The organism is Lacibacter sediminis, assembly GCF_014168535.1.
Classification (GTDB): Bacteria; Bacteroidota; Bacteroidia; order Chitinophagales; family Chitinophagaceae; genus Lacibacter; species Lacibacter sediminis.
This window is the reverse complement of record NZ_CP060007.1, coordinates 1,382,749-1,398,127: the sequence shown is the minus strand read 5'-3', so window position 1 is coordinate 1,398,127 and position 15,379 is coordinate 1,382,749. Positions and strand designations below refer to the sequence as shown.

Below are 15,379 nucleotides of genomic sequence, written 5' to 3'. Positions count from 1 at the left end.
CGCACTCCGTTCGCTCAATTCAGTTTCTCTGTACATTCACGGCATGAGTAAGCTTGTTTTTATTACCGGTGCCACTTCAGGTTTTGGAAAAGCCTGTGCAGAAGTATTTGCAGCCAACAACTGGAATATCATTTTAAATGGTCGCAGGCTCGATCGCTTGCAGGAAATCAAAACACAGTTAGAAGAACAATATGGGGTAAATATTTTCCTGTTGCCATTTGATGTGCAGCAGAAAGATGAAGTGTTTGTTGCCATCAACAGCTTGCCGGAAGAGTGGCAAGGCATTGATGTATTAGTGAACAATGCAGGGCTTGCCTTGGGTCGGGATCATTTTGATGTAGCCGATATGGAAGATTGGGAGATCATGATCGACACAAATCTGAAAGGGCTGTTGTATGTGAGCCGTGCGGTACTACCGTACATGATCAAACGAAATGGAGGTCATGTGATCAATCTTGGCTCAACAGCAGGTAAAGAAGCGTATGAAAACGGCAATGTGTATTGCGCCAGCAAAGCAGCGGTCGACAGTATCAGTAAAGGCATGCGGATCGATCTGCTGCAGCATAAGATCAAAGTAACTGCTATTCACCCGGGAGCAGCAGAAACTGAGTTCTCGATGGTTCGTTTTAAGGGCGATGAAGACAAGGCTGCTGCGGTGTACGCAGGCTATACTCCCCTCTCGGCAAAAGATGTAGCTGATGTAATTTTTTATGCAGCTACCCTGCCGGCACATGTGTGTATCAACGATCTTGTTCTGACCTGCACCGCCCAGGCCAATTCTTTTTATACCTACAAGGGGTCGTAAGGTTTATCGGGGCACAATTATTGGTATATTCAGCAGGTAAAAATCATAAATCAACATAAGGGGAACTACGTAGTAGTAAAACATAGCATTGAAAAGGCTACAATATCATATTATATGCAGTATCTTGTACTGTAAATCGTACCAAATCCTGCTGAAAAACAGCATTAAAACCCTAATAATCCGTACTAGTATGAAAAACTATTTTTTCATCTGCATATTTGCGCTACTGTGCACATTCGCTTCCGCACAGGATGTTATCCGTCAACGGAGTTGCAGCAATCAATCAATCAGTTTACAAGTCGATAGTTTAAAGAAATCATTTGAACAGAGTGGGTTTATGGTTTTGAAAGAAGCCAGCATGACCATGGAAAGTGAATTTGAAATGCCGGTAATTGTTCCCATGACACAAGGTGCCTGGTATCATATTGTTTTTATTGGCGACCCCAGCAGCAAGATCCAGGAAGTGCGTATGTACGATTACGACGAGAAACAAGTCTTCTACAAAAAATTAAAACCTGAACTGGATGGCAATATCATCAGCTATGGTTATATGCCAAAGATCAGTGAATGGCACATGATCAAACCGGTGCAGGTAAATAAAAAGAATAAAGAGTGCTGCGGTTATATTCTGTTACTGAAGAAAGTAAAAGGCAGTAACGAAACAATGCCCACACGCTAAAGAGTGTTTTGGTTTTATCAGGTAATAACGGTCCCGTCCTTTAGGTGGCGGGGCTTTTTATTTTAAGTTATATCCAATTACTTTAAGCATCCATAAACGAAGAGAGCCACGCATTGCGTGGCTCTCTTCGTTTGAATTTATTTCATCAGCATTTTTCCAATGCCTGTTCAATATCTGCAATGATATCATCAATATATTCAAGGCCAACTGAAATGCGCACCAAACCGTCTGTTATACCAACTGCCTTCTTTTCGTCAACTGATAATTTAGAATGCGTGGTTGATGCAGGATGAGAAGCAATGCTTCTGCTGTCACCAAGATTATTCGTCATCGATAACATTTCCAATGCATTCAAAAACTTACGACCACTTTCAATACCACCCTTCAATTCAAACGTAACAATACCACCACCATTGCTCATTTGCTTCTTTGCAATGTCGTATTGTGGATGCGATGGAAGAAATGGATACTTCACGGAATTTAGTTTTGGATTTCCTTCCAGGCGTTGAGCAAGCTTTAATGCATTGTCTGCATGTTTATCCATACGGATATAAAGTGTTTCCAGGCTCTTTGTTAACACCCATGCATTAAATGGACTGAGAGAAGGACCAGTATTACGTACAAATAAATACATTTCATGCACCAGCTCTTTACGTCCAACCACTACCCCGCCTAACACTCTTCCTTGTCCATCAATAAATTTCGTCGCCGAATGCAATACAAGATCAGCACCAAACTTAAGAGGTTGCTGAACTGCTGGTGTTGCAAAGCAGTTATCTACAATGAAAAGTATATTATGCTTTTTACAAATTGCTGCTACATATTCAAGATCGATAATATCAAGCCCGGGATTTGATGGCGTTTCAACATACAACAACTTTGTGTTGGGTTTGATCAACGCTTCAATTGTTTCCGGTGCATTCATATCAAAGTAACTCGATTCAAAACCCCATTTCGGTAAATACTTTGTAAGGATCGTATGTGTTGAACCAAACACAGCGGATGCAGAAATGATATGATCACCTTTACTTAAGAATGTCATGAAGGTTGAAAACACTGCAGCCATACCGGTGCCTGTTGCAATACCAGCTTCCGCACCTTCAAGCGCCGCTATCTTATCAATAAATTCGTCAACCGTTGGATTTGAAAAACGGGAATAGATATTTACATCAAGGCTGTCATTTGAAAAAGCAGCCGCCATATCCTCTGCACTATCGTACACAAAACTGCTGGTTAAAAACAAAGGCGTGCTGTGTTCCTTCTCGTTGGTACGGTTCATTTGTAACCGGATGGCGTCCGTTTGTGGATGATACTTACTCATATCTTTATTGTTCGTCTGAATGAGCTGCGAAGTTACGGGGAAACCTTTTTGAGACATCAGAAAGATCGCATTCTACGCAACGGTTTTACCATTTTCTTACGAACGAATGGAAGCATTCAAAAATATCAGTGTTGTGTGCTTTTTCTTAAATCAAGATTGTGGAAATAAAAGACCCGTGCTGCATGCGTACTTCTGTATTGATTGCCTGCTGCCAGTTGCTGATATATATTCATGTAGCCAAACTGAAGGTTATCGTGTTTGTTTACATGATAATGAAAGCCTGCAAAAAACCTATTTTGATCATACACATTATATACAATCTGCTTTCCAAAATTTACAAACACTTCATTGCTTAACACAAATGAAAAGGTATTTGGTTGAAACCGTTTTTTACTGAGCGGGAATTGGGACAGAATATTATATCGAAGTCTGAAGTTGAAATTATACCCGTCTGCCAGCTCATCATTATTCTTAATTTTCCTGCGGTAACGTTCTTCTAACCGGAACCACTGCATCAATTTTAATTTCGGATATTTTGTATGCCATTGAATCTGTTGCCAAGGCCTGTGTTCAGGCTGAGAAATGTTCTTATGATTTTCAGCTGGAAAATGATTGATATAAGCGTACCCTGCTGTCAGCTTTGCATCATCGTTTAAATAATAGGTTAAACCCAAACGAACAATGCCTTGTGACAAATTATTAAAATAGTTGTCCTTTGTACGCAGATGTACATCAGCCCACAAACCCCATTTATCAGTTAAACGTGTTTGATTAAAATAACCTGTCCATATCTGCCTCACATCAGTTGTAGTTTTTGATTGAGCCATAATTGAGTGTGAACTCAACAACATCAGCAGTAATGGAAAGTATTTTCTTTTCATTTGCTTTTGGTTTTATTAAAGTGAGTAACGTAATGTTACACCATATGTAGCCTGATCTCCCAAAACACCTGCATAATGTCCTGCATTACCACCTGCAGGCAAGAGTTGTTCGTAATAGTTTTTATTGAAAATATTTCTACCCCAGATAAAAGCTGAAAAACCGGTATTCGTTGCACGAAAGCCTACTCTTCCATTCACCAGCGTATAACCATCAATATTCAAATAAGCCGATGGAGACGGGCTTGAAGAAAACGATGAGCGATAAAAGCTTTCCAATGCAATAAAGAATTTTGCCGGTTTATTTAAGAAAGCTGATGCAGTACTAAACTCACCACCTAATGATCCCGACCACTTTGAAATACCGGGAAGCACGCCGCCGGAAATATCTTTGAATGCTTTCTGCACGCCATTTTCTGTCAACCCTGTTTCTTCCAATGGAAGCGGTGCATTTGTAAACTTCACATACTTTGCATCTGTATAAGCCAACGCTCCATAGAATAAGAAATGGTTATTGACTTTATAATTCGCATCAACCTCAACACCTTTTACATTTACTTCTTCTGCATTGGCAATATAGCCACGGTTAACACCTAACTCAGCCGATTGAACATTCGTTTGATAGTTTTTAATGTTGGTGTTATGGTATATCAGATTGAAAATAAAATTGTCAGTTGGATTTGTCTTCACACCCACTTCATAATGTCTTACATCCTCTGGCTTTATTACTGCCAGATCAGTTGCTGCCTGACCATTAACCGTTGGTAAACCAGCAACGTTAACACCAACAGGTTTAAAGCTCGTTGAATAAGTTGCAAACGCATTGATATATTTATTCGCTCTGTAAGATAATGTAAGCTGATAGGTGAGATTATTCTCATCGGCATTCGCAACATACGATTGACTTGTATAAACGCCGTTCTTAAATCCTTGTAAGGTTGTTTTTTGAGCAGTTGTACCATTATAGCTCGCAGTATCAAGTCCACCTGCTGCTACACGATTGTAAACAACATCTTTCTTATCGTAGTTATAACGTAAACCCGGCAAAATGTGAAAACCTTCTGCAACTTCCCAATCAATATTGGCGAACGCTGCTGCACTTTTCGATTTGATAGAAGCCTTTGTATAAATTCCAAAACCTTCAAAAAGTCCGGGAGTTTGCCAGAGATTACTTGTTGAGCTTTGTGAAAAACGCCATTGATCTTTTCCTGATTCTTCTGTACCATTGATCTTCACTTCCTGATCAATATAAAACAAACCAACAACACCACTCAAGCGTGAAGATAACTGACCTGCATAACGAATTTCCTGCGACCAGTTTTGATGCTTGGCCGGGTTTTGAGATTTCGCCAATGCCTGCAAACCTGTAAAGTCTCTGTCATTGGAGGGATCCCAATTCCAGTAACGCCATGCAGTAGTTGCAGTAAGCGTACCGGGGCCTAATTTCTGTTCAATATTCAATGATGCACCGCCTAAATCGTTACCTGAATTCCAGGGAACATCATGATCGATTTTACGATCGAACGCATTCGTGCTTGGCAGTGTATAATTAAGATCAGCAATGATTGCATTGAACTGACGGTAAGCTGCACGCTTTGTTTGTACCACACCTGCTACTACTTGCGCATAACCATCAGGACGCTGACGGGATAAATCACCCGCAACTGTGATGGAAGTGTTGACTGAAGGTTTGAATAATAATTGACCACGCAAACCGAGGTTATTAATATCGTTCGTGTACTTTCCTGTGCGTACATTTTCAATTAATCCATTACGTTGCGTACCGGAGAAAGAAAGACGTCCTGCAATTTTTTTACTTAATGCACCTGTAATAGAACTTTTAGCTTGTATATAACCATAGTTACCATAGCTCACTTCAAAATTTGCACCGGGATTAAAACTTGGTTTACGTGTTGTGATGTTGAATGCACCGGAAGTGGTGTTTTTTCCAAATAATGTTCCCTGTGGACCACGCAATACTTCGATCTGCTCGATGTCAATAAAATCAAGTGTTGCTGCTGCAGGTCTTGCAAAATATACACCGTCAACATAAAAACCAACACCAGGATCAAGACCATCATTGGTAAGACCAAATGGTGATCCAAGACCACGGATATTGATACCAGTGTTACGTGGATTGGATGTGTAAAGCTGCACACTTGGTATGAGTTCTTTCAAGCGGTTAACGTTAAATGCACCTGCATTTTCAATTTGTGCACCACCTACTACAGAAATAGCAATCGGAACATTCTGTGCTGTCTCAATACGACGGCGTGAAGTAATCACTACCTCCGACAATTGATTGTTGTCAATTAAAACAATATTTAATTCAGCTTCCTTTAGCTCTGTGATCTCAACTTCGCTTGGGTAATACCCGGCTGAGGAAATAAGCAACGTAAAAGGCAATTCTTTTGGCGCAGGAATACTAAACTGTCCTTTGCCATCAGCAACAGCATTGATCACTGTTCCTTTTACTTTAATACTGGCAGCCTCCACCGGCTGTCCTTTACCATCTTTTATAATTCCTTTTAATGCAGTTTGACCAAATGAAACCTGCGTCAGTGCAGTTAGCAATAAAACAAAAAGAAAACGCTTTCCCATCATGATTAGTTTTTAGAAATAAAGAGTTATATCGCCTGTATGGCGAAAAGAATGAATAGTTATATGGAGGAGCAAATGATCAACAGGTACACATACAACATCGTGTAGCAGATGCGAATCGCATGATCATATGAATGTGGAGATGATTGATTTGTTTCATTTACCCTACAAATTTAGTAGGGTAATATTAATCTACCAAAAAGATAGACTTTTATTTTAAAAAAAAGCCTAAAAGGCTTTTACCAAAATCCGGAGACTCCAGATAATAACAAGGATACCTAAAAGAATATAAGCCGTTTTCTTTGGCATTTTACCGGTAAGCTTTGCCGCAATGGGAGCTGCAACAAAACCGCCGATCAATAATGCTGCAATTACCTGCCAATGGCTTACGCCCAATAATGTAAAAAACGTAAAGGCACTTGCAAGTGTAACAAAGAATTCAGTCAAACTTACAGAACCAATAACATACTTCGGGCTACGTCCTTTATTGATGAGTGTAGTAGTTACCAAAGGACCCCAGCCTCCGCCGCCAAATGAATCGAGAAAACCACCGGCACCTGCGAGTGCGCTATAGTGTTTAAATTTTTTTTGTTGACGCTGTTCACGAAATGCATTGATCAAAAACTTGATACCAAGAAACATGGTATAGCAGGCAAGAACAGCTCTTAACCAGACAGCATCTGCATTTCCCAGCCATGTAAGCAAAATAGCACCGAGGATTGCACCGATGACACCCGGTATTACCAGGGCTTTAAATAATTTTTTATTTACGTTCCCAAACTTGTAGTGACTGTAGCCTGATGCTGCACTTGAAAATACTTCTGCTGTGTGCACAGCTCCGCTGATTGTTGCCGGACTAACACCCGCAGATAATAATACCGTTGCACTCGTAACACCATAACCCATACCCAATGCACCATCAACCAACTGTGCAAGGAAACCTGCCAGCACCAGCCAATGGAAATTCTTATCAAGTGTCTTGTACCAGGCAACAGTGTCAGTTGCAATTTGCCCGAAGGGAATGTAGGAGAAAATAAAATGACCGATCAACATAAACGCAAAGGCGATCAATGAATAAGTGGCTATTTTTTTCCACTGACGCTCGGTGCCGATACGATCTTTTTCAACCAGCACTTTGGTTATAGAATTCAGCTTCTTAACCTTGTATTCAAAATTGCCATTTAACTTATTTCTTACATGATGGAGATTCTCGATCACCTCATCCAGTTCACCAGGCAATGCGTCATTTAATACTTCCTTAATCCGCTTGGCAACCGTTGGTGATTTACCGTTTGTGGATATGGCTACCTTCAAATTTCCTTTTTGCACAATGCTGCCTAAATAAAAATCGCATAGGTCAGGTGTATCAGCAACGTTCACTAACAGACCTTTTTCTTTTGCCAATACTCTTACTTCTTCATGCAGTTTTCGATTATCTGTTGCAAGAATAACAATGTCTTTATTTTCAAGATCAGCCGCTTCAAATTCACGTTGAACGATAACTGATGCCGGATGCTTAAATACTAATTTCCTTACTTCATCTTTTACAATTGGAGCTACGATCGTAATGCTTGCTTCCGGTGAATTTGCAAGCAACGAATGCAGTTTCTCTAAACCTACATTCCCAGCCCCAACAAGCAGGATACGCAATTCCTCCAGCTTCAGGAAAACAGGATAGAGCCTGTTCTTTTTATCTGCATCAGTTCTTGTTTCCATCTGCTGTGATTGTTTTTTGAAATAAGAGTGCCAAAATATGTTGTGATCCTGTCGGGCGTTGCTGCCAGATATAAACGGCCTGCAATTGTACGTGTTTTTTTAAATCATGCCCCAACGAAACCAAGGTTCTGTTTTGATTATATAAAAATTGCTTCTGCTGTAACTGGCGCATGTACTCATCTGCCACCTGAACCGTCCATTTTTCTGCAAACCGTTTTGTAAGACCGACACGGTAACGCAATCTTAATGCTTTATAGGCATCCCTCGTACTTACCTCTTCAAAAAAACGTTCTTCAGCTCTGAACCGATTCTGGAGACTGAAACCATTTTTCCATTCATACTGGTGATTTACTTCCTGCCATGCCCTGTATTCATTTCCAAATTCATGATCGGCTTTGTTATACGATATCCTTGTTGAAAAAAAAGCCGCACCAGCCGCAGCATGCCATTTCGTTGAAAATATTTTCCGGATACCGGTACGATAAAGATATTGATGCGGAATAAGATTTACACCGTTTGTTCTGTAGCCCGCATCATTATGCCATTGCCACTGATTTTGAAAAGCAACGGTAACATTTGCACCCACCCACAACTCAGCAGGTGGCGTTTGCGTGTAAGCTCTTGCTGAAAGCGCAACTAATCCTATCGTAAGCAATTTGTTCAAGCGATTAATTCAGTATCCATTTACGTTGTGAAAAATCGCCAAACGTTTCGCCGCTGTTGCGTTCTTTTGAATATACTTCAAACAACTCATCAAGTGTCGTTAGTATTTCTTCTTCGTTCAAACTGTCTTTATATTTTGTATTCAAGCGCTCTCCTTCCCTGTCACCGCCAATATGCAAATTGTACTGACCATAAGCTGTTCCCACAAACCCGATCTCTGCAGCGGGTGAACGTCCGCAACCATTAGGGCAACCGGTCATCCGCAGAATAATTTCATCATCCTGCAAGCCATGCTTGGAAAGCAGTGGCTCGATCTTATCAATGAGCGTTGGTAAATAACGTTGTGCTTCTGCTAGCGCCAACGGACAAGTATTAAAAGCTACACAAGCCATTGCATTCTTACGAAGTGCTCCTGCATTAGCAGTATGTTCATCCAGTTTAAATTCTTTCAACAATTTTTCAATGGCTGGTTTATCTGCTTCCAACACATCTGAAATGATCACATTCTGGTTACCTGTGAAACGGAAATTTGCTTTTCCTGTTTTTGCAATTTCAAGCAAAGCTGTTTTCATTGCCACCTGTTCGTCATCCAGCACACGACCATTTTCTACAAACAAGGTGAAATACCATTTGCCCTGGTGATTCTTTTTCCAACCATAATGATCTTTACGTGAAGTAAAGCTGTAAGGTTTTATTTCACCCAGTTCAAAGCCACAACGTTTTTCCAATTCTTCTTTTAATCCTTCAACCGTTAAACGATCGATGGTATATTTCAAACGGGCCAACTTACGATCACTTCTATTTCCATAGTCACGTTGAATCGTGATCATTTCGTACACTGCTTTCAATGTTTGCTCAACAGTTACAAAACCCAATACCGTTGCCAAACGAGCATAGGTGTTCGGGTTACCATGTGTTGAACTTAAACCACCACCTGCAGCAATATTGAAACCAATGAGTTTATTATTTTCTATCACAGCAATAAGACCAACATCATTCGTTAACACATCCACATCATTATTTGGCGGAATAGCAATACCGATCTTGAACTTACGTGGCAAGTAACGATCCTGGTATAATGGATCGTCTTCTGTTTTCTCCACCAGCTTTTCTTCATCAAGCCATATTTCGTAATACGATCTTGTTTTTGGCAATGCCATTACACTGATCTTATCAGCAAAAGCAAATACCTCTTCATGAATTGCTGATTCGTTCGGATGTGCACTGCAGGTAACGTTACGGTTCACATCACCGCAAGCTGCAATAGAATCGAGCTTTGCAATATTGAAATCAGAAATAGTTGGTTTGATATGCGATTTTAAAATACCATGCAACTGCACTGTTTGACGAGTAGTGATTTTGATCGTTCCTGTTGAATGTTCACCTGCCACTTCATGCAGCGCCACCCATTGTTCAGGTGATAAAAAACCGCCGGGCAAACGCAAACGGATCATATACGAAAACAACCATTCCAGTTTTTTTGCAGTCCGCTCTTCTCTCCTGTCACGATCATCCTGTTGGTACATGCCATGAAACTTGATGAGCGATTGATCATCTTCATACAATGCCCCTGTGAGTTGGTTCGTTAAACTTTCTTTCAACGTTCCTCTCAAACCTTCACTTGCAGTTTTGATCCGTTCAACTGGTGACAATGCTACCTTCTCTTTATTTTTTACTTGATCCGCCATTTCAGTGTATAACTTAATACGATTATTATTTTGTTGTCAGCTTTTGTTTTTCATGGCCACATCGTTGTGTCACTCACTTGTGCGTTCCGTTCGTTAATCATCATCAATATACATCCTTTTCATACCTTCCTTCTTTCTTCAATTGCTCCAGGTATTGGTGTGCCTCTTCACTTGTTTTCTTTCCGTGATCCTGGATCACTTGCAACAATGTTTTCTCCACATCTTTACTCATCGGATCTTTTGTACCGCTGATGTAAACAGAGGCACCACCATCGATCCATTGAAAAAACTCAGCAGCCTTTTCTTTGATGCGATGCTGCACATATACTTTCTCCTGCTGATCTCTTGAAAAAGCAAGACTGATATTCGTCAACACACCTGTCTCCACATAATTCTGCATTTCTGTTTGGTAGAGAAAATCAGTTGTGAAATGTTGCTCACCAAAGAAGAACCAGTTTCTTCCGTTTGCTCCGGTTGCATCCCTTTCTGCAAGGAACGATCGGAAAGGAGCTACACCAGTACCGGGGCCGATCATGATCACATCTTTATCAGCAGCAGGTAATTTGAAATTTTTATCCTTGTGCACATAGAATGTAATTGGCGAACCTACCGGCAAATCACCGAGAAACTCGCTGCACAAACCCCAACGTTGTTCATCCTGTGATAAAAATGCATTCTTCGCTACCGTGATATGAATTTCATTTTCACCATGCGCTGCTGGTGAAGAAGACACCGAATACAAACGTGGTGCAATCGGCATTAATATTTTCACCACATCTTCAAACTGAGCTGCATCTTTTACAGGATAAATACGCAAGAGATCAACAAGATCCATTCTTGTATCAGGAATTTCCTGTTGAGTAAGCGTTGCGTATTTTTTGATTGTTGATGTCAACAGGTAACAGATATTCAGATTATGCAACAACAATTCTTTTACTGTTCCTTCTGATTTTGCGGTTACAATCACTTTATCAGCAGCAATACCTGTGAGTGATAAAATACGATCTACTACATCGGCTCTGTTATTTGGAACAATGCCAATTGTATCGCCTGGTTCATATGCAATCGGTTCATCCGTTCCGATTTCAATATGATAGGTTGCTTTTCTTGAACCACGATCGTTTAAATTAATATTCGTCAGAATAGTACCGTGGTAATGTTTTTTTCCTGTTGGTTTTTTAACAGCAGCCGCAGGTTCAACAACAGCTGTAGCAACTGCGGTTTGATTTTCTACAACCTGTAATACTTTATTGAACCATGCTTGTGCATCTTCTTCATAATCCACATCACATTTCTGAATAGGCACTACTTCTTTTGCGCCAAATGCTTTAAAGCGTGCATCAACATCTTCACCTGTTTTGCAAAACATCGGGTAAGACGTGTCGCCCAATGCCAACACACTGAATTTTAAATTTGGAAGCGACAATTCATTTTCATGAATATAATCGTAAAACTTTTTGGCGGGTATTGGTGGTTCACCTTCGCCCTGTGTACTGATCACCACAAAAAAGAATTCTTCTTTTGGAAGATCAGCAACACGGTATTGGCTGAGATCAGTAAGCTTTACAATTACACCATGTTTCTTACCGGCTGCAGCAAGTTGTGTAGCCAGTTTTTTTGAATTGCCTGTTTCAGTGCCAAAAGCAAGTGTGATCTTTTTTGTTGACACTGCTTTATGATCCTGGCCATTTGTATCAGCATTCCCATTCACCTTGCCATTGCTTACAAGGCCTGACAAATAACCATTCACCCAAATCAATTCTTCTTTGGAATAACCTTCAAAAAACTCGTGTAATTTCTTTAATCGTAAATCGCCAATCATAGAATACTTTATTTAACAGTCACTAATTCGTGAAAAACAGAACCAGCTTTGCTGGCCTCGTACCAATTGAATTGTTCATGCAACTTCACCACATCTCCAATAATGACCAGTGAAGGTGAACTGAACTTCTTATCAGCAAAATCGATGGCGCAATTGCTAACTGTTGTTATATGGACTTGTTGAAATTCTGTTGTGGCCTGCTCAATAACCGCAAGCGGCGTGTTTGGTTTTTTAGAATGACGCAACAGCAACTCCGTTAAACCTTCGAGGTTACGTGCAGCCATATAAAACACCAATGTATCGGTTGATGTTGCCCATGCTTTCCATTGATCACGGCTGTAAAAACTACAAGGATTAAATGTGATGAACTGAACCGCTTTGGCATAACCTCTTGCTGTTAACGGAATACCTGCATAAGCCGATGCACCTGAAGCAGCCGTGATGCCGGGAATAATTTCAAACGGAATTTCCGCTTCCTGTAGACTTTGTAACTCATCCAGCACATTGCTGAAGAAAGCCACATCACCACCTTTCAAACGCAAAACTGTCTTACCATTCCTTGCATGACCAACCAACAACTTATTAATATCTTCCTGCGCAACAGATCCGTCATGATAACCTTGCTTACCGGTCATCAATACCAACGCATCAGGCCGTGCATACAAATCAGTGATCTCTGGATTTACCAGTCGATCAACAATAATTACATCTGCTTCTGCCAGACGTTGCTGCAGTTTCACGGTAATGAGATCTGCATCTCCGGGACCTGCTCCTGCAATGATCACTTTGCCGCTTGTTGTATGAAGTTGGTTTGACATGTCGTTTCTTTGTTTTATTATTCTACTCTGCGAGTAGAGTTTTTGATCATAAAAAAACCTTTCGGTTTTTTATTGTATTAAAACTGCCGCCACAGTGCTGTTGCTTGTTTCATCGATCAGGACGGCGTTTCCGTTTTCACTAAGCTTACCGTAAGAATCAAACACAACCGGTGAAGCCGTTTTGATCACAGCTTTTACCACTTCGTTCAATTTCACATTTCCTTCAACGGGTTGCTGCTGCAAACTGTTTACATCCAATTTATATTCTACCTGCTTTACAACAGAACGTACCAAACGGCTGCCATGCTGCAGGTAATACTTGTTACCGGGGATCAATGGCTTGTCATCCATCCAGCAAAGGATCACTTCAAGCTCATTGCTTACTTGTGGTTGATTGTCTGATTTTACAATTGAATCGCCACGGCTGATATCAATATCATCTGCCAATTGAATGGTTACGCTCTGCGGTGCAAATACTTCATCAACTGATTTGCCACCTACTTCCAACGTACTGATGGTTGTTTCAATACCGGCAGGCAATACAGTTACTTTATCGCCCACTTTGTAAATACCACTTGTTACCTGGCCGGCATAGCCACGGTAATCATGGAGTTCTTCTGTTTGCGGACGAATCACTAACTGCACCTGGAAACGTGGATCAGTTAAATTGATGTCGTTATCAATTTCAACGGCTTCAAGAAACTCAAGTAATGGTTTACCATCGTACCATGTAATTGTTTCCGATTTATCTACGATGTTATCGCCATTCAATGCACTGATTGGAATATAAGTGACATCTTTCAATCCTAATTGCTGTGCTACATCGGCATAATCAATAACAATGTTGTTGTACACATCCTGCGAATATTCAACCAGATCCATTTTGTTGATCGCTACCACCACATGTTTGATCTTCAGCAACGAAGCAATGATGGAATGACGACGTGTTTGTTCAACCACACCTTGTCTTGCATCAACCAAAATGATAATGAGGTTGGCATTACTTGCACCCGTGATCATGTTTCTTGTGTATTGCACATGTCCCGGAGCATCAGCAATAATGAACTTACGCTTTGGTGTTGTGAAATAACGGTAGGCCACATCAATAGTGATACCTTGTTCTCTTTCTGCACGCAGACCATCTGTCAACAACGCCAGATCAACTGAACCATCTGTGCGGTTCTTGGTTGATTTTTCCAACGCTTCCAGTTGATCGATGAGAATGTTTTTGCTGTCGTACAGCAAACGACCGATCAATGTGCTTTTGCCATCATCTACACTACCTGCGGTTATAAAACGTAATAAGTCCATGTTATCTTAAAAAAGTTTAAATCAAAAATTGTGTATGGTCAATGGTGAATAGATACTTGCCACTTCCTACTCACCTCTCGCTTTTAGAAATATCCATTCTTTTTCCTGTCTTCCATTGCAGCTTCGGTAACCTTATCATCGATACGTGTTTCACCACGTTCGCTGATGCGTGTTGCAATGATCTCTTCAATTACTTCATCTAAGTTTGAAGCAGTTGATTCAACAGCTGCCGTACAGGTCATATCACCAACAGTACGATAACGCACACGCTTGGTGATGATCTTATCTTCAGCAGTTGTTTGCACATGCTCACTCATCGCTACCAATTGTCCTTCATGTTCAATCACTTCACGGTCGTGTGCGAAATAAATAGAAGGCAGATCAATCTTTTCACTGCGGATATAATTCCAGATATCTAACTCTGTCCAGTTACTGATCGGGAATACACGAACGTTTTCACCTTTGTGAATACGACCGTTGTAGATATTCCACAATTCAGGACGTTGCAGTTTGGGGTTCCATTGACCAAACTCATCACGCACAGAAAAAATGCGCTCTTTTGCACGGGCCTTTTCTTCATCTCTGCGGGCGCCACCAATACATGCATCAAATGCAAACTCTTCAATGGTATCGAGCAACGTATAAGTTTGTAACCAGTTACGGCTGGGGAATTTTCCTTTTGGCTCAGTTAAGCTGCGTTGCTTAATGGTATCTTCCACTTTACGCACTACCAATGTAGCGCCAACCTGGCTCGCTAACCAATCACGGAACTCCAACGCTTCAGGGAAATTATGTCCCGTATCAATATGCACTAAAGGGAAAGGAATCTTGCCGGGAGCAAACGCCTTCTTTGCCAAATGAACCATCACGATAGAATCTTTTCCACCGCTGAATAAAAGGGCCGGTTTTTCAAACTGTGCCGCCACCTCACGGAAGATCTGAATGCTCTCCGCTTCCAATTGCTCTAAATAATTTAAATGATATTGACTCATGATCTGCTTATTATCCTACCTACTGAGTAGGGTTATATGATTGCAAATATAAGGCGCAAAACGCCTAACAGTTGTTTATAATTAC

The 15,379-nt window shown here is 40.7% G+C and carries 12 protein-coding genes; 2 read left to right on the top strand and 10 right to left on the bottom strand.

The genetic code is table 11. The features are described from left to right. Window positions 1-43 precede the first annotated feature (43 nt). Both H4075_RS06090 and H4075_RS06085 read left to right on the top strand, forming a co-directional pair. Window positions 44-805, top strand: coding sequence for an SDR family NAD(P)-dependent oxidoreductase (locus tag H4075_RS06090; protein ID WP_182805104.1), 762 nt, complete (start codon window positions 44-46; stop codon window positions 803-805). Window positions 806-995: 190 nt separating this feature from the next. Further along, window positions 996-1,484, top strand: coding sequence for a hypothetical protein (locus tag H4075_RS06085; RefSeq protein ID WP_182805103.1), 489 nt, complete (start codon window positions 996-998; stop codon window positions 1,482-1,484). Between the two features lie 145 nt (window positions 1,485-1,629). Here H4075_RS06085 and H4075_RS06080 read toward each other — a convergent pair whose 3' ends face one another. From H4075_RS06080 to cysD, 10 genes are all read right to left on the bottom strand, one after another. Further along, window positions 1,630-2,805, bottom strand: a complete 1,176-nt coding sequence (locus H4075_RS06080; RefSeq protein WP_182805101.1) for an O-succinylhomoserine sulfhydrylase — start codon at window positions 2,803-2,805, stop codon at window positions 1,630-1,632. Between the two features lie 125 nt (window positions 2,806-2,930). After that, complete coding sequence (locus tag H4075_RS06075; protein WP_182805099.1) at window positions 2,931-3,686, bottom strand: DUF2490 domain-containing protein; 756 nt, start codon at window positions 3,684-3,686, stop codon at window positions 2,931-2,933. Between the two features lie 15 nt (window positions 3,687-3,701). After that, window positions 3,702-6,287: a TonB-dependent receptor gene (locus H4075_RS06070; protein WP_255460371.1), complete on the bottom strand. Its 2,586-nt coding sequence runs from the start codon at window positions 6,285-6,287 to the stop codon at window positions 3,702-3,704. 225 nt (window positions 6,288-6,512) lie between these two features. Next, on the bottom strand, window positions 6,513-8,000 hold the full coding sequence (locus H4075_RS06065; protein ID WP_182805097.1) for a TSUP family transporter: 1,488 nt from the start codon (window positions 7,998-8,000) through the stop codon (window positions 6,513-6,515). Continuing rightward, entirely contained in the window at window positions 7,984-8,664 is a 681-nt protein-coding gene (locus H4075_RS06060; RefSeq protein WP_182805096.1) for a DUF2490 domain-containing protein, read from the bottom strand. Before H4075_RS06060 ends, H4075_RS06065 begins: the two co-directional genes overlap by 17 nt. 4 nt (window positions 8,665-8,668) lie before the next feature. Then, the gene (cysI, locus tag H4075_RS06055; protein WP_182805094.1) at window positions 8,669-10,351 is read right to left on the bottom strand and encodes an assimilatory sulfite reductase (NADPH) hemoprotein subunit; all 1,683 of its coding nucleotides are present in this window, start codon (window positions 10,349-10,351) and stop codon (window positions 8,669-8,671) included. Between the two features lie 103 nt (window positions 10,352-10,454). Continuing rightward, window positions 10,455-12,173: a diflavin oxidoreductase gene (locus tag H4075_RS06050; RefSeq protein ID WP_182805092.1), complete on the bottom strand. Its 1,719-nt coding sequence runs from the start codon at window positions 12,171-12,173 to the stop codon at window positions 10,455-10,457. Window positions 12,174-12,181: 8 nt separating this feature from the next. Continuing rightward, window positions 12,182-12,991 (bottom strand): uroporphyrinogen-III C-methyltransferase, encoded by an 810-nt coding sequence (gene cobA / locus H4075_RS06045; RefSeq protein WP_182805090.1) that lies wholly within the window; start codon window positions 12,989-12,991, stop codon window positions 12,182-12,184. 69 nt (window positions 12,992-13,060) lie between these two features. Beyond that, on the bottom strand, window positions 13,061-14,302 hold the full coding sequence (locus H4075_RS06040; RefSeq protein ID WP_182805088.1) for a sulfate adenylyltransferase subunit 1: 1,242 nt from the start codon (window positions 14,300-14,302) through the stop codon (window positions 13,061-13,063). 83 nt (window positions 14,303-14,385) lie between these two features. Then, window positions 14,386-15,294 carry a sulfate adenylyltransferase subunit CysD gene (cysD, locus tag H4075_RS06035; protein ID WP_182805086.1) on the bottom strand — a complete coding sequence of 303 codons (909 nt, stop codon included), beginning with the start codon at window positions 15,292-15,294 and terminating at the stop codon, window positions 14,386-14,388. Window positions 15,295-15,379 lie beyond the last annotated feature (85 nt).

Excerpts from the sequence above, each read along its gene's own strand:
- H4075_RS06080 (WP_182805101.1), bottom strand. The coding sequence starts at position 2,805 with ATGAGTAAGTATCATCCACAAACGGACGCCATCCGGTTACAAATGAAC.
- cobA (WP_182805090.1), bottom strand. The coding sequence starts at position 12,991 with ATGTCAAACCAACTTCATACAACAAGCGGCAAAGTGATCATTGCAGGA.
- H4075_RS06085 (WP_182805103.1), top strand. The coding sequence starts at position 996 with ATGAAAAACTATTTTTTCATCTGCATATTTGCGCTACTGTGCACATTC.
- H4075_RS06050 (WP_182805092.1), bottom strand. The coding sequence starts at position 12,173 with ATGATTGGCGATTTACGATTAAAGAAATTACACGAGTTTTTTGAAGGT.
- H4075_RS06065 (WP_182805097.1), bottom strand. The coding sequence starts at position 8,000 with ATGGAAACAAGAACTGATGCAGATAAAAAGAACAGGCTCTATCCTGTT.
- H4075_RS06090 (WP_182805104.1), top strand. The coding sequence starts at position 44 with ATGAGTAAGCTTGTTTTTATTACCGGTGCCACTTCAGGTTTTGGAAAA.
- cysI (WP_182805094.1), bottom strand. The coding sequence starts at position 10,351 with ATGGCGGATCAAGTAAAAAATAAAGAGAAGGTAGCATTGTCACCAGTT.
- H4075_RS06070 (WP_255460371.1), bottom strand. The coding sequence starts at position 6,287 with ATGATGGGAAAGCGTTTTCTTTTTGTTTTATTGCTAACTGCACTGACG.
- H4075_RS06040 (WP_182805088.1), bottom strand. The coding sequence starts at position 14,302 with ATGGACTTATTACGTTTTATAACCGCAGGTAGTGTAGATGATGGCAAA.
- cysD (WP_182805086.1), bottom strand. The coding sequence starts at position 15,294 with ATGAGTCAATATCATTTAAATTATTTAGAGCAATTGGAAGCGGAGAGC.
- H4075_RS06075 (WP_182805099.1), bottom strand. The coding sequence starts at position 3,686 with ATGAAAAGAAAATACTTTCCATTACTGCTGATGTTGTTGAGTTCACAC.